Genomic DNA, 24,115 nt, shown 5'->3' with positions numbered 1-24,115 from the left:
GGTGGGTTCAGCTCAGCAGCAGCCGGTCGGCATCGCCGATCTCGGGCGGTGTGGGTGTGATCACCGGTTCGGCACGCACCTCGCCAGCGCGGGGCACTGCCGGTTCGTCACCGATAGTCAGCCCGGCTGCGCCGGTGGTGAGCGTCTGCCACACGCGCACCACCGGGCGCAGGCGAGGCGCCACCTGGCGCGTGCCCAGGGGGTGCAGGACGGCGGGGATGCGGTTGAACCGTCGTTCGATCCATTCCAGCTCGGCGGCATAGGGCCGCCACAGCGTCGGGCTGGCGCCTTCCGAGGTCAGGCGCTCGAGCACCGTGCGGGCGTCGGCGGTCTTCCCGGCGGCGAGCGACAGGCGCAGAAACATGAGTTGCAGGCTGGTGTCTTGCGGCAGCGCCTCGCGCGCGATGGCGCAGTAGTGCAGCGCCTGCTTCAGGGCGAAGTCGCGCAGGTCGCCCTGCGCCAGTCCCTGGTAGATGAACTCCATCTGCAGTTCGGCCACGCGCTGCGCGGCGCGGGCCAGTGCCGGGCCGTTGCCCGCGCCTTGGCGCACCACGTCGACTTCGCGCAGGGCGTCCTGCAAGGTGTCGGTGAGGCGCTGCTCCCAGGTGTTGCTGATGCCGTAGGCGAGCAGGCGGATTTCCTCGTCGGGGTCGGACAGCAGCCGGCGCAGTACCGGCAGGGTCATGCGCGGCGTCATTTCGCGCAGCGCCAGCACGGCGCGGATGCGTTGCGCCGGTGGCTGACTCTGGTCCATGGCGATGCGCGCGGTCTGGCCAGCAGGCAGGTCGCGCCGCTGGTCCTCATCGACATGCGACACCGCGAACACCTGCAGCTGCGGCGCTTCGCGCAGATGGTCGGTGGCCTTGAGACGCGCGGGCAGCCACTGCGCCAGTCGCGCGGCGATCAACAGCCCGAACACGCCGATGATCGGGAAGAACAAGGCAAGCAGGGTGAGCAGGCTTAGGGACAGGCGGCGCGGCCGGCGCAGCGCCTCGGGCAACAGCGTCCACAGCAGAAGGCCCACCAGCACGGCGGCCGCGCCATGCACCAGCCAGAACAGCAGCAGATGTACGTCATTGCGACTGACGAGCAGCCATGCCGCCACCGATTCGAGGGCGACGATGAGCGAGCAGAGCTTGTAGAACAGCGGGTTCATGGGCGTTCGCCCGCCTGTGGGGTTGCGGCGCGCTCGGGCGGTGCCGCCGCGAGCAAGCGGCGCAGTTCACGAAAGGCCGGCGCACCCGAGACCTCGAGAAAGTCCAGCGCGAAGGCCTGATCCGGGCGCTGGTTGCTGCGGCCGAGGATCTGTCCAAGCTGGGTCACCATGTCACGCCGGTAATTGGCCAGACCGGCGGAGCTGAGCAGCGGCAGCAGCACCACCAGAGCGGGTTTGCCGCCGCGGCCCTTGAGCGTCCAGGTCGAGCTTTCCACCGGCTGCAGTCCGGCGAATTCGGCCAGGGCGTCGTCGCTGACCCGGCCCTGTCCGCTCCACACCGCGCAGTAGCTGCGCAGCTTGAAGTTGCGCCCGAGTTCGCTGAGCTGCGCCCATTCCTGCTGCAGACCGATGGGAGCCTGCACCCAGGCCGAGCGCACGTCCTCGACCGCGAGTTCGAGCTGGCTGAAGTCGAGATACGAGGCGCACAGCACCTGCAGACGCTGCAGATTGTTTTCCTCGAACGACATGAAGGGCATGGTGTGCACGGCGAGCAGGGCGTCCACCTCGTCATATTCGTCCAGCCGCAGCGGTGCGGCGAAGACCCAGGGATTGTTCTCCTGCGATTCATTCAGCGCGGCCTGGGCGATGTGGACCGACTGGTGTGTTTCCAGACTGCGGCCGATCAGCACATCATCCTGATCGAGCGGGGGCAGACTCTGCCCCAGAGACGCTGCCAGTCGCCACTGCAGGCCATCGGGGCTGATCTCGCGCACAAAAATCCCCGCCTCGACCAGTCGGCACGACTGGCTGAGCAACTGCAGAAAGGCGCGCGGATCGGGCAGCGGGCGTGGCGCAGGCAGCCCGGCGATCGCTTCGGGCGCGGCCAGCGCAGGCCGGTTGCCCTGGAAGGTGAAGGTGCGCCGCAAGTCGAGCAGCGCGTCGCGCAGGGTCATCGGCCGGTCGGTGAGTTCCTGCTCCAGCGTGGACAGCGCCTCCTTGATGACGAACAGCCGCCGCTTGGTGCGCTCCAGCCGCGCGGTGAGGTCTTTGGTCACTTCGCGGTGTAGCACCTGGCGGTTGCGGAAGGCCGCGCCGAATTCGCCCAGGATCAGGGTCATCAGCATGCCGCCGAGAAAGAACTCGGCGGGAAAGGGCGCTGCCGGAATGGTCTTGAGCAGAAGAAGAGGGCCAAACTTCCAGAACGCGGCGTAGAACGCCACGCCGAACAGCCCGTAGCCCGCGCCATAGCGCACCGCGATCAGCCAGGGGCCGAACCAGGCCCACGGAAACCCGGCATGCGCGCCCAGCGGATCGTCAGGGCGCAGTTTCCAGCCCAGCCACAGCACCAGCACCGGCAGCAGCACGCTCTCGACCATCGCCACCAGCCGCCCGGACTGGGTGTTGGGCCGCCAGTAGCGCAGCCACTGCCAGCGCACGCGCGCGCCTTGCCCGCGCATGCGGCGGGTGACGCGGGTGGAGAGCTTGTCGAGTTTCATGCGGTGATGTGCAACGCGAGGTCAGGGTTTGGCGGCGGACTTGGTGGTGGCCGCGGTGACGCGGATGCCGCGCAACAGCGCCTCGATCTGCGATTGCCCCACGGCGGCCAGCGCCTGATAGCCCCAGCCCGAACGACCGCCGCTGGCGCTCCAGACCACCTGGCCGGTGGTCACATCGGTCACTTGCAGGGTGACGCCCACGGCGGGCTCGCTGTCCACTCCGGTCTTGTAGCGCCACTCGGTGACCGTGCCCGACAGCGCGTAGCGTGCGCCCTGCTGCCTGGCCCACGCCAGTGTCTGCGCGCTGCTGGCTGCGGGCTCGGCGTCGAGCGGGTTGTCATTTGCCTTCTGCGGGTAGACCACCACATCGCTCAGGCCCTTTTGCTGCAGCAGCGACACGGTGATGGCCTGTGCCCGGCGCTCGACCAGCGGCGTGTCGGTGGCATTGGCGAGCGGCAGCACGGCGAACTTTCCATCCGCCGGAATCGAGAGCGTCTGGCCGGGCAGGGCGGTCACGGCACAGCCTGCGAGCAGCACGGCCGCGGCACCGGCCAGACCGAGTGCTGCGCGGCGTGTGGGGGAGGGTAGGGTCATGGAATTCTCCTGCATCATCATCAAAGAAAAGAACGCGGTCAGCGGCCGAACCACAGCCGGTATTGCACACTCCACTGGCGGTTCAGGCCCGAGGTGTTCTGCTGGCGCTGGTAGGTCAGGGACAGTTCGTCCGGGCCGAACAGCGGGCCGTGAATGCCCAGATTCAGGTTGTTGGTCAGTCCCAATCTGCGCGATTGCAGCACATCGACCTCGGCATACGGCAACCAGCGGCGGGTGTAGGTGTCGCTGTGCGCCATGTTGAACCCCAGCCCCAGGCCGAGGACATCGTCGCCCGCGGGGATGAAAAACGCCGCGTTCGGCGCAGTGCCGCCCGGCACCAGCGAAGCGTAGGGCGGCAGCGGCGGATCGGCATTGGCGCTGAAGCGGTTGGAATAGCCCAGCAGCTTGACACTGAGGTCGGGCTGCTCGCGGCGGAACCAGAAGCCCAGCTCGAACTGGGTGCTGGCGCCATGCCCCAGCGGGTCACCACGGCGGGTGTCGTAGGACATCACCGCCGTGCTCAGATTGGCCCAGACCCGGCCGAAGTCGCGCGACAGCCGCAGCTGCAGCCGGTCGCGGCTGCCAGCAATCTGCAGCGGGCCGGATTCGTCGGCCACGGCGTTGTGCTCGGCCTGCAGTTGCGCGCGCACATTGCCGGGCAGCTGCGCGGCGGCGTCGATGCGCCAGCCGTTGAGCGTGCCGACTGCGGTGTTGTGCGTCAGGGTGCCGCCGAATTGCGTGCGCTCGCCTTGCCACTGCGCGCCGATCTGCGCATCGCTCCAGGTGGAGGGCACGCCGACCAGCGCGGCGGTGTTGTTGCTGTGCATCGTCTGGCGACTGGCCTGCGCCTGCAGCCGCCACTGCCCGCCCAACTGCAGCGACAGACCCAGCACCGGCCCCTGCCGGACCACATTGTCGATCTGACGATGCTCCAGCGTGAGCGTGGCGCGGTGCGCCAGCGCGAGCTGCTGTTCGGCGGTCTGCCGCGCCAGCGCCTGCAGCGCCGGGTTGTCCTGCCCGCGCTCGGCAGCGTCCTCGAGCACCTGTTCGGCTGCGGCCAGCGCCTGCTGCGGGTGCCCGGCGATGCGCTCGGCCTCCGGCTTGTCCTGGGGCAGCAAGTGACGCGCCGCGCCTTGCTGCAGCAGGTGGTTGACGGCCTCGCGGTCGTTGTCGCGCAGCGCCATCTGCAGTTCGATCGATTGCCGCGCTGCCGGGGTGAGCACCCGTCGCGCCAGCCACCAGCGCGCGGCGGAATTGGTGTCCAGACGCAGCAGCCAGTCGGCAATTGCGGCGTTGGCCTGCAGGGCTTGCTGGCTGGTGAGTGTGCCGCTGCGCAGTTTGCTGCGCAACTGGTCCAGCAGCGCCTGCTGGCCAGCGCCATCGAGACGGCCGTGGCTCAGGCGCAGCCGAGCGAGCAGGTCGTCGAGGTCCTTGTCGGTGGTCTTTCCCGGCGCGGCGGGTTTGCGCGGCTGTTGCAGCAACGCCCAGGCCTGGTTGTAGGCGGCTTGGGCGCGGCGATCGTCCCCTGCCTGCGCCAACAGATCGCCATAGTTCAGCAGCCAGAGCGCATCGGCTTTTTTGCGGGGGTACATCTGCTTGCTGTAGCGCAGCGCGGCGGCGCTGTCGCCCAGGGTCTGCGCCGCGGCCGAAAGCACGTCCAGGCCATCGGGCTGGCCCTGCAGGTTGCGGGCGTAGCGCGCCATGTCCTGCCGCAGGGCGTCGAGGGCATTGGTGTCGATTTCCATCCACAGCAGCGCGATCTGGTTGTCGGCATCGCCGGGAGACAGGTGCAGCGCGGTGCGCAGGTCGGCCAGTGCCAGATCGGTGCGGCCCAGCGCGCGCCAGACCTGGGCGCGGGCGGCATACATCTGCGGCTGCGCGCGCAGCGCGGCGCCTGTTTCGCTGCCCAGCACCACGCGCTGCCACTCCTCGATCCCCTGCTGGCTGGGCTGACGCAGCAGAGCCTGCAGCCACAGCAGCCCCAGCGCTTCGGACGGCGCCCGCGCCCAGGCCTGCGGCAGCAGATGCAGCGCGGCGGCATCGCCCTGCGATTTTTGCGTGAGGATGACCAGGCGCTGCAGTTGATAGGGCTTGATGCGGTCGCGCAGATCGGGGGTGTCCCAGATGCTGCGATAGGCAGCTTCGGCGTTGCGCTGCTCGCCCATGTCCCAGGAAATGTCGCCCAGCAGGCCCTGATGCGCGGCGAGCAGGGCGGTGTCGCTGCATGGCAGGGCCGCTGCAGCCGCTTCGCCTTCGATGCGCGCCGAGCTGGATGGAGCGGAGCCGCAGTTCAGGCTGGCCGGCAGGTGCTGGGTTGCTTCCAGGACCCGCCGTGCCTGCTCGAACTGCCCGCTTTGCAGCAGTGCAATTGCGTAGTCGATGCTGCCGCGCAGATCGAGGGTGCCGCGGCGCAGCGCCTCGGCATATACGGACAGCGACGCGTCCACTTCGCCCAGATTGCCCAGCAGCCAGGCCAGCGCGGGCAGCACCGACGGCTCCTTGACCGCAGCCTGACGCAGAATGCGCACCGCCTGCTCCGGGTGGCCGCGCACTTCCAGCGCCTGCGCATATTGCAGCCATTCGGCGGCGGTCAACGTGGTGTGCGCGGCGCGCTGCTCCCAATACACATCCATGCCGCGGCTGGAATACAGCGCCAGCGCCAGGCGGTGCAGTTCGTCGAGCGCGTGGCGGCTGAACTGGGCACGCAGCAGCGCGATCCACTGCTGCATCGCCGCGTCGGGCTGGCCGCTCCACTCCAGCACCTGCGCGCGGCGCTCGGCCCAGGCGCGGTTGCCCGGCTGCCTGGCCAGCGCCGCATCGGCCAGATGGACCGCGCCGTGCAGATCGCCCCCGGCCAGCAGCACCTGCCAGGCCAGATCGAGCTGTTGCGCAGTCAGCGTCTGCCCGAGCTGGCCTGCAGGCGCATCGAGCGGAACTGCTTGCCGCAGCCAGCGCGCGGCATCAATCGGCAGATTGGCCCCCAGCGCCAGCCGCACCATGAACCAGGCCATCTCTGTCGGCACGGTCTGCGCGCCCAGCGCCGCGGCAGCTCGGGTGTAGGCCAGCGTGGGTTGACTGGAGGCGAGCAGGGCGTTTGCCCCCGCCTGAATCAGACCCAGCCGTTCGGCGGGCGTGACCCGGGTCTTTGCTGTGTCGAACAGCACCTGCGCAGCCAGGGTATAGGCATGCAGGCCGACGAGCAGTTGCGCGGCCTGCTGTGCGGCAGCGGACGGCAGCGGCAGGAACCGGGTCACCATGCCGGTCAGGCGTTGCACCGCCTGCGGCTCGTCCAGCCCCTGCAGCAGGATCAGGGTGTCGCGCCAGGCAGTAAAGCTGTTCGGCACGGTACGTTGCAGCAGCGTGGATAGCGCCTGGCGTGCCTGCGCTTCCTTGGCGGCCTGCCCCAGCGCGCGGGCGTCGAACCAGCGCTGCTTCCAGATCTGCAGCCGCAAGGCGTCTGCTTCTGGGCTGTGCACCGAGGCGAGCGCATCGAGCGCCTTTTGCTGCTGGCCGATGCGCAGGTAGCGCTGAGCCAGCATCAGCCGCAGGTCGATGTCGCCGCCGCGCAGGTGCACCAGGTGCCGCAGGTAATCGATGGCCAGCGCGTTGTCGCTGCTGGTGGCCAGCAGGCGCATCAGGTTCTGCCCGGGATAGACCAGCGCCAGTGTGCCGGCGCACAGCAGCCCCAGCCCCAGCAGGGTGCCGCGCGGAAACAGACGGCTGCGCTGCGGATCATCGGGAGAGATGTGCAGCGGGTCGCGTTGGGCGGGGCGAGGTGGTTCCTGCATCTGCGCCAATTGTCGGTCAGGCCCGCTTCAGGGTGAGATCGACTGTGGTGCCGCTGCCACTCACGCGCACACCGGCCGATGTGGTCTCGACAGTGGTGCCTTTGCTGCCCTGAGCAGCCCAGCCGGCAGGCAGTTGAAAAACCGCTTCGACCGGCAGATGGCCCTGCAGACTGATGTGCACGCTGCTGTCGGCTCGCACTGCCCAGCGGGTGATGTCCGCATTGGCCTCGATCAGCCGCGGCGCGGCATTGCCCGCAGCCCCGCTCTGCAACAACACCTGTCCAGCGGTGGCATGCAGATAGCGACGCTTGGCATGTTCGTTCCAGCCGGCGAGGTTCTGGCACTGTGCGAGCTGCGGCGTGGCGGCCGAGGTTGGCTGGGCCCACTGCCGCAACTCGGCACCGCTGCGCAGCCGCCAGCCACCGGAGAGCCGCCGCGCGACCGTGGCCTGTCGCCAGTCGTTGACGCTGCGGAAGTATTGGTGGCCGTAGATTGCGTGCGTCGGCTGTCTGAGTACCCACTGATACACCGTGTGCAGGCTTTTTGCTCCGGCGGCCTTGGTGACGATGTAGGGGTGGTAGTAGAGGTCGATCGGCTTGAAGCGGCGCGGCAAGTCGGTCATCTGATAGCTCTCGACGATGCGCTCAAACCCAAAAAACGCCCCTGTCCAATTGTGTGTGAGTGTCTCTTCATTGGAGCAGGGGGCATAGACCTGAAAGTATTTCCCTTTTGGAATGCCCATGGGCCAGATGTCCGACAGCGTGGGCCGGGTCTTGTTGATCGGCGCACCGCCTCCGTTGATATTGCCCAGGCCGTATTCGTAGGCCATCGCCACGGCTTCATCCGGCGGGTTGCAGTCTCCGGGCCAGAGAATCATGTTGCACGTCTTGCCCGGCGGGCAGAGCTTGTCGTCGATGTACTGCGCGGCCCCGATGACATTGCTCCTGGTGCTGAAGGTGTAGTTGGGCAGCGGCAGGTAGTAGCCATACGGATAGGCCTTGCTCGGGGTGCCCAGGCTGTGCGTCTTGCTGGCCATCACCCAGTTGAACGGATGCGACCAGGTATGGCTGCCCACCTCGACCCAGGGCAGGGCATACATGCGCCTGGCCCATTTCTGCGAGGTATCGGCCAGCTTGGGGTAGAGGCCCTCGTGGCTGATCTCGCCGATGATCACCGAGGCCAGCGTGGGGACCTTGTATTTTTCGAGGAATTCGCTGACCAGCACCTCGCAGGCCAGCGGCGAGCCGGGTTGATCGCAGGCGTTGGGCCAGCCGTCGCCGTCGAAGTGCACGAAAAACACGCGCCGCCCGGTGCGGGTGGTGATGTCGGGCATCGGGTCGTCGCCGACCCGCAGCGCCGCGCGGAAGAACTCGACCGGGTCGATCGCCCAGCGCGTGCCGGTGTTGCCCGGCAGATTGAACAGCCCGAACGCCCCCATCGCATAGCCACCCCAGGGGGTGATGGCTGCGCCATCCATGGTCTTGCCGTCGGCGCCGGTGGCCTGCAGCCAGACCTGCGCGCCGGGGCCTGCCACCAGCGGGGACGTGTCCTGGGCGCCGATCAGCGGGATCACCTCGCCATTGGGCGTGCCCGGAAGTCGCTGTACCTTGATCGGCGCGGCAAGCGCATCGTTGCCGACCTGCGCGCCCAGCTCGGCGAGCACATCCAGATCGGCGTAGCCGAGTACGGCAACCGGCACACTCTCTGCCTTGGCGCGCCTGAGCAGCGCGCGGATGTCCGCAGGCACCTTGCCGTCATCGGGATAGAGCACGATCGCCGCATACCGCCCGGCCAGCGGCTCGGTGATGGCGGGCGCGCCGACATAACGATATTCGGGCACCAGGCCCAGATATTCCAGCGGCATCGCGCCATAGAGATGCGCGCTTTGCGCCTGCAGCTCGGGGCTGTCGCCCTGCTCGCACGAGTGCAGCAGCAGCACGCGGCGCGGCACCAGTTCCACAGACCCCACACCCAGGCTTTCCAGCGCAGGATCGGCCACCCAGGGAATCAGGCCATGCGCGGCGATCTTGCGCGCGGTCTGCCGCGCCAGCGCGCGATCGGCCGGGGCGCAGTAGTCGATCGCGATGCATGGCAGATTGAACCGCGTGCGCATGTCGCCAAACCGGGCGAGCAGCCAGCCGCGATCTGCGGCGCTGACCTCCACGTAGCGCGAATCGCCCTGGTTCCAGCCGCTGTAAAGCGACTCCGCCGCGACCGCGAGGATGTTCGGCGCCAGTGTGGCATCGACCAGCTCGAAGCCGCGGTTGAGCATCAGGCGGATGCCGGGGAACGCCGTGACCAGACCGCGCAGGGTTTCCGTCAGTGCCTTGGCCTGCTGCGCCTGCGCCGCCGGGGTTTTGGCCAGCAGTTGATACGAATCCAGCGTATCGAGGAAAAAGGCGCGAAACCCAGCGTCCCACAGCGGCTTGACGATGCGCTCGCGCAGAAACTGCGGCCAGCCCGCGGCGGTCTGATCGACCACGCGCGATCCCCAGGCAGCGTTCGATGCCGGCAGCCAGGCCTTGGGCATGTCCGCGACATACGGACGCTCGGGCGTGACCTCACCGACCGAGACATACGCCAGCGCCAGCGTGTCTGGGCTCAGAGCGGAAACGATGTGCGGGTCTTGCGCCAGCGCATGCTGCGGCTCCAGCACCACCCAATCGAATGCGCGCAGGTCGTCCACCGGAATGCGCGCGCCGTAGTAAAAAGCGACAGCGGGCGTGGTTTCAGGGCTTGCGGAGCCTTGCATGCAGTCGGGGCATTGTCCGCATGCACAGGCGGCAGCTTGCGCGGCGGTTTCTGCGGCACCCGCCCCGAGCAGTCCCAGCCCAAGCAGACTCTTGCGCCCCAGGGGGTTGGCGAACAGGCGACTCTGGGCGAGGGATTGCAGAAAATGACGGCGTTGCATGGGCGGCTTGATTGATTGGATTCAACGTCAGAGCCTCTCCTGACCGAAGCGGTTCCGTGAATCAATACGTGTAAGCCCCAGATTTTCCAGGTTTTTCACGCTGTTTGCCCAAGCGATTCCCTCGTTTTTCCCAGAATTGTGATTTTTTACATTGATTGCAAGATGTGGACTCCCCAAGAAGGCTGACTGCATGCGCACCCACTCGATCTGGCTCGACACCCACGCCCATCTGGACGCGGCCGAATTTGGCGGCCAGGCGCAGGAGGTGGCTGCGCGCGCGCGCCTGGCCGGGGTGGCGAGCGGCGTGATTCCAGCGGTGGAGCGTAGCCGCTTCGCCACGGTGCAGGCCTTGGCCCGGCAGTGCGGCTGGGCCTATGCGCTGGGCATTCATCCGCTCTACGTCGAACGGGCGCACGACTCCGATCTGGACGCGCTGCGGCGGGAGGCAGAACTGGCGCTGGCAGACCCCTTGTTCGTCGGCATCGGCGAGATCGGACTGGACTTCTTTGTTCCCGGACTGGACCGGGATCGGCAACAGCATTTCTACGCCGCGCAGTTGCGCATCGCCCGTGACTTCGACCTGCCGGTGATCCTGCATGTGCGCAAATCGCAGGACGCTCTGCTTGCCGGATTGCGCCGCACCGGGTTTGCTGCCGGACGACCTGCGGGCATCGCCCATGCGTTCAACGGCAGCATGCAGCAGGCGCAGGGCTTCATCGATCTGGGCTTTGCGCTGGGCTTTGGCGGCGCGATGACCTTTGAGCGCGCGCTCAACATCCGCCGCTTGCTGGCGCAGGTGCCAGACACCGTGCCCGTGCTCGAAACCGACGCTCCCGATATGCCGCCGGTCTGGCTCTACCGCCCGCGCAACGCGCCGCCGGAGATGCCCCCCGCGCCCAATTCGCCGGAGCAGTTGCCTCGCATTGCGCAGACCATGGCGGTGCTGCGCGGCTGGTCGCTGGAGCAGACCGCGGCGCAGACCACATCGAATGCCCTGCGCGCCTTGCCGCGTCTGGCGGGCATGCCTTCCCTGGTGGCAGGTTTTCCGCCCGTTGCGACGGCGGCGCCTTGATTTTTGCGTGTTTGACCGCATGTGCCTGCGCAGGTTTTTTTCTTTTCGTTTCCCTCACACACCATGAGCACAGAACAAACCACCGAAACGTCTGCCCCCGCGCATACCCATGCTTTCCAGGCCGAGGTGCGCCAGCTATTGCATCTCGTGACTCACTCGCTGTATTCGAATCGCGACATCTTTCTGCGCGAACTCATCTCCAACGCCTCGGATGCCTGCGACAAGCTGCGTTTCCAGGCCATTGATGATGCCGCGCTGATGGAGGGCGATGCCGATCTGCGCATCCGCATTGCGGTCGACGCGGACGCCCGCACGCTGACCATCAGCGACAACGGCATCGGCCTGAGTCTGGATGATGCGGTGGAACATCTGGGCACCATCGCCAAGTCCGGCACGCGCGAATTCATGCAGAAGCTTGGCGACAAGCAAAAGCCCGATGCCGCGCTGATCGGCCAGTTTGGCGTGGGCTTCTACTCGGGGTTCATGGTGGCCGATCGCATCACCGTGGAGTCGCGCAAGGCTGGCATGGCCGAGAGCGAAGGCGTGCGCTGGGTGTCCGACGGCACGGGTGAGTTCACCGTGGAAACCATCCACCGTGCCAAACGCGGCACCGACGTCATCCTGCACCTGCGGCCCGACGCCGAAGACACGCCGCATGAGGACAAGATCGACAAATACCTGCGGGTCTGGACCCTCAAAGACCTGATCGGCAAATACTCCGACCACATCTCCCTGCCCATCGAGATGCGCAAGGAGCGCTGGGACGCCGAGCAGAGCAAATACGTCGCCACCGACGAGTGGGAACAGATCAACAGCGCGGCCGCACTGTGGACGCGCAGCAAATCCGACATCACCGAAGCGCAGTATCTGGAGTTCTACAAGCAGCTCAGCGGCGACAGCAACCCGCCGTTGCGCTGGACGCACAACCGCGTCGAGGGCCGCAGCGAATACACCCAACTGCTCTACATCCCGTCCAAGGCGCCGATGGACCTGTGGGACCGGCAGCAGAAGGCCGGGGTCAAGCTGTATGTCAAGCGCGTGTTCATCACCGACGATGCCGAAAGCCTGATGCCGACCTACCTGCGCTTCGTGCGTGGGGTGATCGACAGCGCCGATCTGCCGCTCAACGTCTCGCGTGAAATGCTGCAGGAAAGCCGCGATGTGCGCGCCATCCGCGAAGGTTCGGTCAAGCGCGTGCTGGCCATGCTCGAAGACCTGGCGGGCAGCGAAGACCAGGCCGAGCGCGACAAGTACGCCGCGTTCTGGAAGGAATTCGGCGCGGTGCTCAAGGAAGGCTTCGGCGAAGACTTCGCCAATCGCGAGCGCTTGGCCAAGCTGCTGCGCGCCGCCTCCACCCACAACGAGGATGATGCGCAAAGCGTGTCGCTGGCCGACTATGTCGCGCGGATGAAGGAGGGCCAGAAGGCCATCTACTACATCACCGCCGAGACGCCGAAAATCGCTCGCTCCAGCCCGCAGCTCGAAATCTTCCGCAAGAAGGGCATCGAGGTGCTGCTGCTCACCGATCGGGTGGACGAATGGATGCTGGGCTTTCTCAACGATTTCGAGGGCAAGCCCTTGCAGTCGGTGGCGCGCGGTGCGGTCGATCTCAGCGCGGTGAAGGGCGAGCAGGACAAGCCAGAGGAGGCCAAGGACGACTCGAAGCAGTCCGCCGATCACCAGGCGCTGATCGCGCGCTTCAAGGAGGCGCTGGGCGAGCGGGTGCAGGATGTGCGCGTGTCCGAGCGTCTGGTGGATTCTCCCGCCTGTCTGGTGGCAACCGAAGACGGCATGAGCGCCCATCTGGCGCGCCTGCTCAAGCAGGCCGGGCGCAATGAAATGCCCACCAAGCCCGTGCTGGAGATCAACCCCGGCCATGCGCTGGTCCAGCGCGTGGCACAGGACGAAACCCATGCCGGCGATCTGGCGCAGGTGGTGTTCGATCAGGCGCTGCTGGCCGAAGGCGGTCAGCTTGATGATCCGGCGGCCTATGTGCGCCGGGTCAATGCATTGCTCGTCGGTTGAACCCGGGCGTGCAGCGCGAACGCACCGAGCGGCAATCGCTGGGTGCGGTACGCTGGGGGTGGTCAATTCACCCAGCTCACCACGCTGAGCATGGCCAGCAGCAGCATCCACAGCAACACCGAGCGCCACACCAGCCCCACCACATTGCGCAAGTGGGCGGGCTGGGGAATGGCGCCGGGCATCTCAGCGGTGCTGCCCGCCCGATCGATTTCGCCCTCCTGCGTCCAGCCCGGCTCCGTGGGGGGGGCGGGGGGCAAACCTGCGGTGGCGCCCAGCCGAATGCCGACCGCACCAGCGGCTGAGGCCAGCATCACGCCTGTGTTGCGGTTGGGCCAGAGCTGCGCATAGCCGCGCCAGACGTCCACCGCATCCTCGAAGTTGCCCACGATGGCATAGCCACTGGCAGTCAATCGGGCCGGGATCCAGTCGAGCAGGTCGAAGGCCTTTTGCGCAAAGCTGCGCAGGGCCGGGCTGGCCTCGCTGTCGGCCTGGTTCCATTTGCCCGCCACATAGTCGCTGAGGCGATACAGCACGGCACCCGCCGGACCGATCGGCAGGATGAACCAGAAAAACACCCCCAGCACATAGCGCTGCACCGACACCAGTGCATGCTCGATGGTCTGCTGGGTGATGTCGCTGGTGCTCATGTCCACCGTGTCCAGCGCCTTCCACTGCTTGAGCAGACTGCGTGCAGCCGAAGCATCGTTGTGATTGAGCGCATCCTGGATGTCGGTGAAGTAGTGACTGAACTGACGAAAACCGAGGGTGAAATACAGCACCGCAATATTCCATGCCAAGGCCAGCAGCAGGCTGTAGTGCACGGCGAGAAGGTAGATGGCCAGCGTGATGAGGCTGGGCAGCAGGACGGCGATGAACCAGGCGGCGACGCCGTGCCGCGATTGTCCCGCATCGAAATTGCGCGAGGCCAGATCCGCCAGATGCTGCCGAAGCCGATAGACGGCGCTGCCACGACCCAGGGGCTTGAGCTGCTCGATCAGCAGGGCGATCAGGACGGAGAGAAAAGCCATGCGTCTATCCTACGCAATCAGCAGCCGATACAAGTTGCGCAGCATCGCCGCCGTGGCTCCCCAGATGACATAGCGTCGGTCGCCCTCGACATACGGCATCACCAGAAACCGGCGGCGCAGCGCCGCAGACTGCAGGGTGTCTTCGCCTGTGGGCGTCCACTCCCGGTGCTCGTGGTGGCGCGGGTCCATGAGAAAGCGCAGGGGCACTTCGAACACTTCACTGACCTCATCCGGTTGGGCCTGCATGCCCTCGGTGTGCTCCAGCAAGGCAACGACTGGCGTCACCGCATAGCGCGAAGCGGTGCAATACAGGGGCAGGGTGCCGAGCACTTCCGTTCCTGCCGGATGCAGGCCGATTTCCTCGTGCGCTTCGCGCAGGGCCGTGGCGGCAGGGTGGAGATCCTGGCGATCGCAACGACCACCGGGAAAGCTGATCTGACCGGCATGCTCGTGCAGCGCAAGGGTGCGACGGGTGAGCAGCACCTGCACGCCGTGCGGGCGTGGCACCAGCGCAACCAGCACCGCTGCGCCGCGCAGAGGCAGGCTGCTCAGGCGCAGCGAATCTTCAAACAGTTCGGGTTGCCAGGCGGGCGGGCGGGCTAAGCGTTGCCGCAGTCGCTCCGGGGTGAGATCGACGTCCGGCACGGCGGGCAAGGTGTCGTCGCATCCGAGGAAGCGTGCGTCCTCGGGGTCGATGGTCTTGGCGCGGGATTCAGACAAGGTGAGTGGGGCGGGGCAACAAAAAAGCCGACATGCGGCGCAAGTCGGCTTTTTGGGCATGCCACGCTGGAACGTGGCGCTGCTTCAAAAGATCAGGCTTCTGCCGTCGCGGTCTGTTGGGTTGCAGCAGAGCGAAGCACCAGCTTTTCCTTGATGCGGGCCGACTTGCCCGAACGGTCGCGCAGGTAATACAGCTTGGCACGGCGCACATCGCCACGGCGTTTGACTTCGATGGAGGCGATCTGCGGGGAGTAGAGCTGGAAGGTGCGTTCCACGCCTTCGCCAGCGGAAATCTTGCGCACGATGAAGCTGGAGTTCAGGCCACGGTTGCGCTTGGCGATCACCACGCCTTCATAGGCCTGGTTCCGTTTGCGGTTGCCTTCAACCACCTTGACCGACACGACCACGGTGTCGCCGGGATTGAATTGGGGAAAGTTCTTGCCAGCGCTGACGCGGGCGATTTCTTCCTGTTCGAGGGTTGCGATCAGATTCATGTTGGGGCTCCAATGATCTTGCTGTCTGGATTTATCAAAGGTGTTGGCCGTTGCTCGCAAGCGCGTCACGCGCAGGAGATGTCGTGCAACGAAAACAGCAGAGGATCAAACCTGTGGAGTATAGCCCAAAGCGCTCAGGAGCTTGAGGTCGCTTTTGGTGAGGGACTGTGTCTTGGTCAATTGTGCGATCAGGTCCGGGCGGCGTTGGAGGGTCAGCCGCAGGGATTGCTCGCGTCGCCACTGCGCGATACGCGCATGGTCGCCGCTGAGCAATGCCTCGGGAACTGCCTGGCCGTCATAGACCTCCGGGCGGGTGTAATGCGGGCAGTCGAGCAGGCCGTTGGAGAAACTGTCCTGTTGTGCAGATTGCGCGCTGCCCAGCACGCCAGGCAGCAGGCGGCTGACGGCATCGAGCAGCGCCAGTGCCGGGATTTCCCCGCCCGACAGCACAAAGTCCCCGAGACTGATTTCGGCGTCCACCCGCCGATCGATCAGGCGCTGATCGACGCCCTCATAGCGGGCACACAGCAGCGTCACTCCGTCCGATTGCGCCAGGTCGTCCACCAGCTTCTGGTCGATGCGGCGTCCTGTGGGAGAGAACAGCCAGACCGGCGCAGCGGGCTGTGCCGCTCGCTGCCTCGCCGTGGCAATGGCGTCGAGCGTGCGTTCCAGCGGTTCGGCCAGCATCACCATGCCCGGGCCGCCACCGTAGGGGCGGTCGTCGATGGTGCGGTGGGCGTCGGTGGTGAAATCGCGCGGATTCCAGCATTCCAGTTGCATCTGCCCCGATTCGAATGCCCGGCGCGAGACGCCATGGTGCTTCAGCGGCTCGAAGTAGGCGGGAAACAGGCTGATGACATCGAAACGCGGCATGGCGTCAGTCGTAACTGGCGTCCCACTGCGCGACGATGGTTCTGGAGGGCAGATCAACCGAGTCGATGTAGGCATCGACAAAGGGAATGAGCCGCTCGCGCGTCTTGGCATCTGGGCTCACGCCCGGGATCTGCAGGCGCAGGACCGCGTGGGCAGCGCTGTCGAGCAAGCCGATGACCGTGCCCAGATCGTCGCCTTGCGGGCTCTGCACCTTGCAGCCGATCAGGTCGGCCCAGTAGAACTCGCCGGACTGTGTCGGGGGAAAGTCTGCGCGGCGGACGGCGATCTGATGGCCGCGCAGGGCTTCGGCCGCGCTGCGGTCTTCCGAACCATCGAAAAGGGCGACGATCGCGCTGCCGTGACGACGCGCCAGACGCACCTGATAGGGCTTTTCCGCTCCGTCGAAGCCCGGTCGGCTCAGCCACCAGGTCTTGGCCTTGAGCAGCGCGGCGGCCTGCGGATCGTCGGGTGCAACTTTCACCCAGCCACGCACGCCCCAGGCATCGAGCACGTGGCCGACTTGGTAGAGATCGTCCGGCGCAGTCACGGCGGCTAGGTTGTCAGGCAAGCAGAAAGCAAAAAGCGGCGTGAAGACACACTGTCTGCCCGCCGCTCTCAGGCAAGAATCTTGCGGTTCAGGCTGCAGCCGGAGCCGACTTTTTCGCGGTTTTCACCAGACGCTGCACAGTGGGCGAGACTTGCGCGCCGACACTGGTCCAGTGGTTCAGGCGCTCTGCAGCGATGTGCAGGGGCACTTCGGCACCACGCGCAACCGGGTTGTAATAGCCCAGACGCTCGATGTAGCGGCCGTCGCGGCGACTGCGGGAATCGGTGGCCACGATGTGGTAGAAGGGGTGCGACTTGGCGCCGGCACGGGTCAAACGGATCACAACCATTTTGCTTCCTTGTCAAAAAAACGGGGCCTGCGGGGTTGACCGTGGCCAGTGATGAGGGCGTCTGTTCTGCCCGCCGTCAACCGCCAGTGTGCGGGTCCTGGACGACCCCACACGGCGATGCTTCGCGGTGTGGGGCGCCTGGGACAAGCTCTGGACGGTCGTTTGGTCCGGGCATTTCAGCCGCTTCAGTGTCGATTCAGCGCTTCTCCTTTTACTCGGCATCGCTTCAGGGCAAGGCGCGTGCGGATGAGGAAAAGCAACACTCGGATAAACTCGTCATTATAAACACGACCAATGCGCGCACAGCACCCCATGCCGGAATTTTCGATACGCCCCGCCACTGCAGCCGATCTCGCATCCATCACGGCAATCTACCGTCACCACGTCCTGCATGGCACGGGCACTTTCGAGACGCAGCCTCCAGACCAATCGGAGATGCAGCGCCGCATGCAGGAGGTCGCGTCCCGCGGTCTGCCCTGGCTGGTCGCCACACGCGATGAGGGCGGTCCGGTGATGGGCTTTGCCTACGCCAACTGGTTTCGTCCAAGGGAGGCCTTCCGGTTCACCGTGGAGGATTCCATCTACATCGCACCGGAAGCGCAGCGCCAGGGACTGGGCGGGCGCCTGCTCGACGCACTGATCGACGCCTGCACGGCATGCGGCGCGCGGCAGATGCTTGCGGTCATCGGAGACGCCGCCAATGCCGGGTCCATCGGCGTGCATGGTGCCAAGGGATTCACCGAAATGGGGCGCTTGCCTGCGGTGGGGTGGAAATTCGAGCGCTGGCTCGATGTGGTGCTGATGCAACGTGCGCTTGGCGCTGGCGCCGAGACAACCCCTGCCTGAGTGCGGACCATGACCAACCAAACGGGTTTCAGAAACAAATTCATGGCCTCTTTGCTGGCCCTGCTGACCGGCGTCTTCGGCGGGCATCGCTTCTACCTGCATGGCTGGCGCGATTCCTGGGCCTGGGTGCATGGCCCTTTGTTCGTCGTCGGGCTGTATGGCCTGTACCGCTTCGTGCAGAAGGGTCAGGATGACATGCTGACCTGGGTGCTGCTCGGCGTGTTTGTCGCCGTGGTGATTGCGGTCGTGGTGCAGACCCTGGTCATCGGCCTGACCTCGGATGAGAAATGGGATGCGCGCTGGAACGCCGCCCAGAGCCGCCGCAGCGCGAACGGCTGGGGGCCGGTTCTGGTGGTGATCTTCGCGCTGTTCATGGGCGTGGGCTCGCTGACCGGCGGGCTTGCCTATGTCCTGCAGCGGTTTTTTGGCGGCAATTGATCACAGCGGGCCGAGCCGCTCGATGCGCTGGCCCTCGGCAATGCGCCGGGCAGCCAGTTCGGCAGCAGCAACGCCTTCCAGTGTGCCCTCCGGCCAGACCTCGGCCAGCGGGGCCAGCACAAAGGCGCGCTGCACCATGCGGGGGTGTGGCAATGTCAGCTCCGGGGTCTGGCGGTGCAGGGTGCCGTACATCAGCAAGTCCAGATCGAGGGTGCGTGGGGCATTGACGGCGCCGCTGGGGCGCTCGCGACCCATGTTGGATTCGATGCGCAGCAGGGCGTCGAGCAGCGCGTCCGGCGACTGGGCGGTCTGCAGCTTGATGACCGCATTCCAGTAGTCCGGCCCGCTGGATTGTTGTGGCGCGGTGCGGTAGAGGCTGGAGCGGGCCACAACCCGCACCAGCGGCAAGGCATCGATGGCCTGCACTGCAGCCCGCAACGCGGCAGCGCCGTCGCCCAGATTGGCGCCCAAGGCGACGAAGGCCACGACATCGTCGGCGCAGGACATCGGGATTCAGTTGTTCTGTGGTGCGTCGGAGCCGTTGCCGGACTCGGGGGCAGCAGCCGGCTTTTTGCGCCGCCGCCGCCGTTTGGCCTTGGTCGCTGCGCTGGGTTGCGGGGCGGAGGCCAGCATCTCGGCGCGGATGTCGGCGTCGGCGAATTGAAAGTCGTCCCACCATTGCACCAGTTCCTGCTCGGCCTGGCCGCTGCGGGCGCGCAGGCTGAGAAAGTCGAAGGCGGCGCGAAACCGGGGATGCTCGACCAGGCTGTTGGCGTAACGCGGCGTGCGGCGCTCGAAGCGCGATTGCAGCGACCAGATTTCCCGCATGTCGGTGGCAATGCGCCGCTGAATGGCCAGTCGCTCGGCCTGTGCCGCAAGCACTTCGTCCGCGGCCTGGTCGAGGGCCATCAGGGGGGTGATGCCCTCTGCCAGCAGGGTGTTCCAGCGTTGCTCCACGTCGTGCCAGAGCAGACAGGCAAACAGGAAGCTCGGGCTGGCGGTCTTGCCCTGGGCGATGCGCGCGTCGGTGTCTTCCAGCGCCGAGGTGATGAAGCGCTCGCCTTCGGGCTTTTCGAGCACCGGATCGAGCAGCGGCAGCAGGCCGTGGTGCAGCCCCAGGCGGCGCAGTTGCTGCAGCGAGGCGACGGCGTGACCGGTCTGCAGCAGCTTGATGGTTTCGTCGAACAGGCGCGCGGCGGGGACGTTGGCCAGCAGGTCGGCGCTGGTGGCAATCGGCGCGAGCGTGGCGGGGTCGATGTCGAAACCCAGCTTGGCGGCGAAGCGGGCGATGCGCAGCATGCGCACCGGGTCTTCGCGGTAGCGCGCAGCGGGGTCGCCGATCATGCGCAGGCGGCGCTTCTTCAGGTCGTCCATGCCTTGGTGGTAGTCGACCACCACGTCGCGGATCGGGTCGTAATACAGCGCGTTGATGGTGAAGTCGCGGCGCTCTGCATCGTCGTCCAGGGTGCCCCAGACGTTGTCGCGCAGCACGCGGCCGCTGCTGTCCACGGCCAGGGTCTTGTCGGCCAGCGCCTTGCGTGAGGTGCGCTCGTTGCCGCTGACCGACTCGGCCGCCTGCGCGTCGTGCAGTGCGCGGTAGGTGGAGACTTCGATGATGTCGCGCCCGTACATGACATGCACGATGCGAAAGCGTCGGCCGATGATGAAGGCGCGCTTGAACAAGGGCTTGACCTGCTCGGGCGTGGCGTTGGTGGCGACGTCGAAATCTTTCGGCTTGTGGCCCAGCAGCAGGTCGCGCACGGCGCCACCCACGATATAGGCCTCATAGCCGGCTTGCTGCAGGGTCTGCACCGTGTTGCGGGCGGTGGCTGGAATGCGGCTGGCGTCGATCTGGTGCTCGCTGCGCGGCAGCTCGCGGCGGCGACCACGGCGCTGTGTCGAGCCCTGCGCCTTGTCGGGGTTGAACAGGCGGGAGATGAATTTTCTGATCATGGATGGTGCAACTGCAATGTGGGCCAGCCCTTTTCGCGGGCAAGCTGGGCCAGCAGCGGATCGGGGTGGACAACCACGGGATGGGTGGCGTGTTCGAGGAGGGGGCGGTCGTTGATCGAGTCGCTGTAGAACCAGATCTGGTCGAAGTTGCCCCAGCCCAGCCCCAGCGAGGCCAGCCACTGTTCGGTACGGACGATCTTGCCTTCGCGGAACGACGGCGTGCCCACCCAGTTGCCGGTGTAGCGGCCCTGGGCGTCACGTTCGAGTTCCACACCGATGAGATGCTCCACGCCGAATGCATCGGAAATCGGCCGGGTGACGAAGGTATTGGTGGCGGTGACGATGCAGCACAGATCGCCCGCCTCCTTGTGGCGGTCGACCAGTTGCTGCGCGGCGGGCTGCATTTGCGGCAGCACCACGTCGCGCATGAACGCCGCGTGGGCCGCGTGCAGTTCGGCAAGGTCGCGCCCGGCGATGGGTTGCAGGGCGAAGCGCAGGTAGGCGGCGAGATCGAGCGTGCCGGCCTTGTACTGGCGATAGAACGCTTCATTCTGCTGGCGGTGCTGTTCTGCGTCGACCCAGCCCAGCTCGGCGACGAATTGCCCGAAGGCGTGGTCGGAGTCGAAGGGGATGAGGGTGTTGTCGAGGTCGAACAGAGCGAGCTTGCGCATGGAGTGTGATGACATGGTGTGGAATGCTCAGTCGCCAGAGGTCTCGTGCGGGGCGGTTTGCAGCAATTGCGGCTGCTCCGCCAGGAGGGCCTTGAGCAGAGGCACGGTGGCTGGGCGCTGCGTGGCCAGAGCATAGCGGTCGAACGCGGCCATCAGGACGGACAGGCGGGACAGGTCGCGGCTGAGGTGGGTTTGCATGTAGTGCAGCAGTTCGGGGCTGAGGGCATAGCCGCGGTCATGTGCCAGGCGTTGCAGCACCCTGGCGCATATGGCGTCGTCCGGTGGGCTCAGGCGCAGCGCCAGGCCCCAGCTCAGACGGGTGCGCAGATCGGCACGCAGCGGCAGGGCCGCCGGGGCCGTGGTGCCGCTGGCGAGAAAGGCAAGTCTGGCGGTGCGCGCGGCGTTGTACAGGCCGAACAGCCAGTCCTGCTGCCAGTCGGCGAGGTGTTGCGCGTCATCCACCGCCAGCAGCCCGCCGGCGCTCTGCGTCAGCAGATCATGGACATCCGGCCAGGAGGAGGCCGGCGTGCGCGGTGTGAGCAGCAGCGCCCAGCGGCCCTGCTGCTGCAGCGCATGGCACGCGGCCCACAGCAGATGACTCTTGCCGCTGCCGGTTTCGCCCCAGAGGTAGAGGGCGCTGTGGTCGCGCTGTTGCAACAGATCGTGCAGGGCCTGCAGCGCCAGGGCGTTGTCGCGGTGTGTGCCGACCTCGAAATTGTCCAGTGTCTGGCTTGGCTCCCAGTCCAGTGGCAGGATGTGCTGGCGCGCGGCCAGACTGGCGTTCGGTGCAGGACGTTGCGGTGCAGTCGAGGTCATGCGTCAGACGAACAGCGCGCTCTGGCGGTACCAGGCCAGCAAGCGGCGCGCCACAACCAGCAGCACCGCGCCCGCAGGCAGCGCCAGCAAGATGCCCCAGAAGCCAAACAGCGTGCCAAAGGCCAGCAGGATGAAGATGACCAGCAGCGGGTGCAGGCCGATGCTCTCGCCGACGAATTTGGGGGTGACGTAGAGCGATTCGATCAACTGGCCGATGCCGTACACCACGGCCACTGCGATCACGCCATACCAGCTCAGGAACTGCAGCGCGCCGGTGAGCAGCGCCAGCAGCAGCCCGAGGCCGAAGCCCACATACGGCACGAACACCGCCAGCCCGGTGAAAATGCCCACCGGCAGCGCCAGGCTGAACCCGGCGATCGTCAGCCCGGCCGAGTAGTAGAACGCCAGAATGAGCATCACCAGCAACTGCCCGCGCAGGTACTGGCCGAGGATGACGTCGCAGTCGTGAAAGAAGCGCAGTACCGCGTCGCGGTGCCTGGGAGGAATGAGCGCGCTCAGCCGCTCCAGTGTCTGGCCCCAGTCGAGCAGCAGGTAAAAGGCCACGACGGGAATCAGGGTGAGATTGCCCAGCAGCACCAGCAGGCCGATGCCGCCCGTGCTCGCAGAACGCAGCAACAGCGCGGCCCAGTCCTCGCCATGCGAGCTGAGATATTTGGACAGGGTCTGCCGCACGCTGGCTGGGTCGAAGTTGACATGCACGTCGAACCGCGCGAGCAGCGGCGTGCCCCAGTCGACGATGGTCTGCAGCAGCAGCGGAAATTTTTCGCGGATCAGCGGCACGATCTGGCTGACCACCGGCACCAGCAGCAGGAACAAACCGACGAACAGTCCGATGGCCACGGTGATCGCCAGGGCCGCACCCAGCGCCCGCGGGATGCGGCGGCGCTTGAGCCGTTCCACCAGCGGGTGCAGCACATAGGCCAGGGTGATGCCAACGAGAAACGGCATCAGGATGCTGCCCAGCAGCCAGACCAGCCACAGCGCCACCATGCCGATCGCAAGCCAGATGAGTGCGTTTTTCAGGGCGGGTGTCAGGAGCATGAGACGCGGGGCTTGTATTTGCGGCAGAGTGCCTGCGAGAAAGGTTGGCAGGCGAGGGTGGGCGGGCGCCAGAACGACGCACTCTAAAATCGGAACATGTCATTTTATGCGGTGCAGGGCGCCAGACGCGCCCGATGTCGCCCGCCGCCTGTTTGCAGGTGGATGGGCCCAACGCCCGCCAGCCCTGCTTTTTCAACCCCTGCCCATCATGCAAAAAACCCCCTTAACCTATCGCGACGCCGGCGTGGACATCGACGCCGGAGACGCGCTGGTGGATGCCATCAAGCCTCTGGCCCGGCGCACGCTGCGCGACGGTGTGCTCGCCGGAATCGGCGGCTTCGGCGCGCTGTTCGAGGTGCCCAAACGCTACCGCGAGCCGGTGCTGGTGTCAGGCACCGACGGCGTGGGCACCAAGCTCAAGCTGGCGTTCGAGTGGGACCGCCACGACACCGTGGGCATCGACCTGGTGGCGATGAGTGTCAACGACGTGCTGGTGCAGGGCGCCGAGCCGCTGTTCTTTCTGGACTATTTCGCCTGCGGCAAGCTCGCTGTGGAAACCGCCACGCAGGTGATAGGCGGCGTTGCGCAGGGCTGCGAGCAGGCCGGCTGCGCGCTGATCGGCGGCGAGACTGCGGAAATGCCGGGCATGTATCCGGCGGGCGAGTATGACCTGGCCGGTTTCGCCGTCGGCGCGGTGGAAAAAAGCGGCATCATCGATGGCCGCAGCATCGTGCCGGGCGACCGTGTCATCGGTCTGGCCTCCAGCGGGGCGCATTCCAACGGCTATTCACTGGTGCGCAAGATCATCTCCCGCACCCAGCCCGCCGACTTGCCGCAGACCCTGGACGGGCAGGACTTCCGCAGCGCCGTGATGGCGCCCACCCGCATCTATTGCAAACCCGTGCTGCAGGCGCTGGCGCAGCACCCGATCAAAGGCATGGCGCACATCACCGGCGGCGGCCTCAGCGAGAACATTCCGCGCGTGCTCCCCGGAGGTGTGCAATGCGTGCTCGATCCGTCCACCTGGGGGCAGACCGAGCTGTTCGCCTGGCTGCAGCGCGAAGGCGGCATCGACGACGCCGAAATGCGCCGCACCTTCAATTGCGGCGTGGGCTTCGTGCTGGTGGTCGATGCGGCCGACGCCGACGCCGTGCTCGCCACGCTGCGGGCGCAGGGCGAGACCGGCTGGATCATCGGCGAGATCGTCGCGCGGCCGTCTGCCGACGCGCACCAGGTGCGCTATACCGCCTGACGCCGCGCCCGGCTCACTGGAACG

Annotated in this window: 21 protein-coding genes; 5 read left to right on the top strand and 16 right to left on the bottom strand. The window is 66.5% G+C overall.

The window, feature by feature from the left end:
• Window positions 1-7: 7 nt before the first annotated feature.
• From AC1ZQA_RS11010 to AC1ZQA_RS10990, 5 genes are read right to left on the bottom strand one after another with little or no spacing between them, the layout of a single operon-like run.
• Window positions 8-1,156 (bottom strand): HEAT repeat domain-containing protein, encoded by a 1,149-nt coding sequence (locus AC1ZQA_RS11010; RefSeq protein ID WP_482676941.1) that lies wholly within the window; start codon window positions 1,154-1,156, stop codon window positions 8-10.
• Window positions 1,153-2,652 (bottom strand): hypothetical protein, encoded by a 1,500-nt coding sequence (locus tag AC1ZQA_RS11005; protein ID WP_482676940.1) that lies wholly within the window; start codon window positions 2,650-2,652, stop codon window positions 1,153-1,155. The genes AC1ZQA_RS11010 and AC1ZQA_RS11005 overlap by 4 nt, the downstream gene beginning before the upstream one ends.
• Window positions 2,653-2,673: 21 nt before the next feature.
• Complete coding sequence (locus AC1ZQA_RS11000) at window positions 2,674-3,246, bottom strand: penicillin-binding protein activator LpoB (protein ID WP_482676939.1); 573 nt, start codon at window positions 3,244-3,246, stop codon at window positions 2,674-2,676.
• Between the two features lie 38 nt (window positions 3,247-3,284).
• On the bottom strand, window positions 3,285-7,034 hold the full coding sequence (locus AC1ZQA_RS10995; protein ID WP_482676938.1) for a tetratricopeptide repeat protein: 3,750 nt from the start codon (window positions 7,032-7,034) through the stop codon (window positions 3,285-3,287).
• A 16-nt stretch (window positions 7,035-7,050) separates the two neighbouring features.
• Window positions 7,051-9,945: a bifunctional glycoside hydrolase/polysaccharide deacetylase family protein gene (locus AC1ZQA_RS10990; protein WP_482676937.1), complete on the bottom strand. Its 2,895-nt coding sequence runs from the start codon at window positions 9,943-9,945 to the stop codon at window positions 7,051-7,053.
• Window positions 9,946-10,150: 205 nt separating this feature from the next.
• Between AC1ZQA_RS10990 and AC1ZQA_RS10985 the strand changes: the two genes are divergently transcribed.
• Both AC1ZQA_RS10985 and htpG read left to right on the top strand, forming a co-directional pair.
• Window positions 10,151-11,017: a TatD family hydrolase gene (locus AC1ZQA_RS10985; RefSeq protein WP_482679316.1), complete on the top strand. Its 867-nt coding sequence runs from the start codon at window positions 10,151-10,153 to the stop codon at window positions 11,015-11,017.
• Window positions 11,018-11,080: 63 nt separating this feature from the next.
• Window positions 11,081-13,042: a molecular chaperone HtpG gene (htpG, locus tag AC1ZQA_RS10980; protein ID WP_482676936.1), complete on the top strand. Its 1,962-nt coding sequence runs from the start codon at window positions 11,081-11,083 to the stop codon at window positions 13,040-13,042.
• Between the two features lie 62 nt (window positions 13,043-13,104).
• On the opposite strand, the gene AC1ZQA_RS10975 is transcribed toward htpG, so the two are convergent.
• The 6 genes from AC1ZQA_RS10975 to rpsP form a co-directional block, all read right to left on the bottom strand.
• A complete protein-coding gene (locus AC1ZQA_RS10975; RefSeq protein WP_482676935.1) occupies window positions 13,105-14,070 on the bottom strand; it encodes a CobD/CbiB family protein in 966 nt (321 codons plus the stop codon).
• Between the two features lie 9 nt (window positions 14,071-14,079).
• Window positions 14,080-14,790 (bottom strand): NUDIX hydrolase, encoded by a 711-nt coding sequence (locus AC1ZQA_RS10970; RefSeq protein ID WP_482676934.1) that lies wholly within the window; start codon window positions 14,788-14,790, stop codon window positions 14,080-14,082.
• A 92-nt stretch (window positions 14,791-14,882) separates the two neighbouring features.
• Window positions 14,883-15,284 (bottom strand): 50S ribosomal protein L19, encoded by a 402-nt coding sequence (gene rplS / locus AC1ZQA_RS10965; RefSeq protein ID WP_482676933.1) that lies wholly within the window; start codon window positions 15,282-15,284, stop codon window positions 14,883-14,885.
• Between the two features lie 105 nt (window positions 15,285-15,389).
• Entirely contained in the window at window positions 15,390-16,157 is a 768-nt protein-coding gene (trmD, locus tag AC1ZQA_RS10960; protein ID WP_482676932.1) for a tRNA (guanosine(37)-N1)-methyltransferase TrmD, read from the bottom strand.
• Between the two features lie 4 nt (window positions 16,158-16,161).
• The gene (gene rimM, locus AC1ZQA_RS10955; RefSeq protein ID WP_482676931.1) at window positions 16,162-16,725 is read right to left on the bottom strand and encodes a ribosome maturation factor RimM; all 564 of its coding nucleotides are present in this window, start codon (window positions 16,723-16,725) and stop codon (window positions 16,162-16,164) included.
• A 67-nt stretch (window positions 16,726-16,792) separates the two neighbouring features.
• The gene (rpsP, locus tag AC1ZQA_RS10950; protein WP_482676930.1) at window positions 16,793-17,053 is read right to left on the bottom strand and encodes a 30S ribosomal protein S16; all 261 of its coding nucleotides are present in this window, start codon (window positions 17,051-17,053) and stop codon (window positions 16,793-16,795) included.
• 312 nt (window positions 17,054-17,365) lie between these two features.
• Between rpsP and AC1ZQA_RS10945 the strand changes: the two genes are divergently transcribed.
• Both AC1ZQA_RS10945 and AC1ZQA_RS10940 read left to right on the top strand, forming a co-directional pair.
• Complete coding sequence (locus AC1ZQA_RS10945; protein ID WP_482676929.1) at window positions 17,366-17,899, top strand: GNAT family N-acetyltransferase; 534 nt, start codon at window positions 17,366-17,368, stop codon at window positions 17,897-17,899.
• 42 nt (window positions 17,900-17,941) lie between these two features.
• The gene (locus tag AC1ZQA_RS10940) at window positions 17,942-18,337 is read left to right on the top strand and encodes a TM2 domain-containing protein (protein ID WP_482676928.1); all 396 of its coding nucleotides are present in this window, start codon (window positions 17,942-17,944) and stop codon (window positions 18,335-18,337) included.
• Here AC1ZQA_RS10940 and folK read toward each other — a convergent pair whose 3' ends face one another.
• The 5 genes from folK to AC1ZQA_RS10915 are packed head-to-tail and all read right to left on the bottom strand — an operon-like array spanning window position 18,338 to window position 22,839.
• The gene (folK, locus tag AC1ZQA_RS10935; protein ID WP_482676927.1) at window positions 18,338-18,844 is read right to left on the bottom strand and encodes a 2-amino-4-hydroxy-6-hydroxymethyldihydropteridine diphosphokinase; all 507 of its coding nucleotides are present in this window, start codon (window positions 18,842-18,844) and stop codon (window positions 18,338-18,340) included. It abuts the gene before it with no gap.
• Between the two features lie 6 nt (window positions 18,845-18,850).
• The gene (pcnB, locus tag AC1ZQA_RS10930) at window positions 18,851-20,290 is read right to left on the bottom strand and encodes a polynucleotide adenylyltransferase PcnB (protein WP_482676926.1); all 1,440 of its coding nucleotides are present in this window, start codon (window positions 20,288-20,290) and stop codon (window positions 18,851-18,853) included.
• Window positions 20,287-20,961, bottom strand: coding sequence for a histidinol-phosphatase (locus tag AC1ZQA_RS10925; protein WP_482679315.1), 675 nt, complete (start codon window positions 20,959-20,961; stop codon window positions 20,287-20,289). Before AC1ZQA_RS10925 ends, pcnB begins: the two co-directional genes overlap by 4 nt.
• A gap of 27 nt (window positions 20,962-20,988) precedes the next feature.
• On the bottom strand, window positions 20,989-21,777 hold the full coding sequence (locus tag AC1ZQA_RS10920) for an HdaA/DnaA family protein (RefSeq protein WP_482676925.1): 789 nt from the start codon (window positions 21,775-21,777) through the stop codon (window positions 20,989-20,991).
• 3 nt (window positions 21,778-21,780) lie between these two features.
• Window positions 21,781-22,839 (bottom strand): AI-2E family transporter, encoded by a 1,059-nt coding sequence (locus AC1ZQA_RS10915; protein WP_482676924.1) that lies wholly within the window; start codon window positions 22,837-22,839, stop codon window positions 21,781-21,783.
• A 208-nt stretch (window positions 22,840-23,047) separates the two neighbouring features.
• Here AC1ZQA_RS10915 and purM point away from each other — a divergent pair, with 208 nt between their 5' ends.
• The gene (gene purM, locus AC1ZQA_RS10910) at window positions 23,048-24,091 is read left to right on the top strand and encodes a phosphoribosylformylglycinamidine cyclo-ligase (RefSeq protein ID WP_482676923.1); all 1,044 of its coding nucleotides are present in this window, start codon (window positions 23,048-23,050) and stop codon (window positions 24,089-24,091) included.
• Window positions 24,092-24,115: the final 24 nt, after the last annotated feature.

The sequence above is a fragment of the Thiomonas sp. DCM-2 genome (assembly GCF_056820905.1).
The sequence above is the reverse complement of the archived record's forward strand: the minus strand, read 5'-3'. Positions and strand labels throughout refer to the sequence as shown.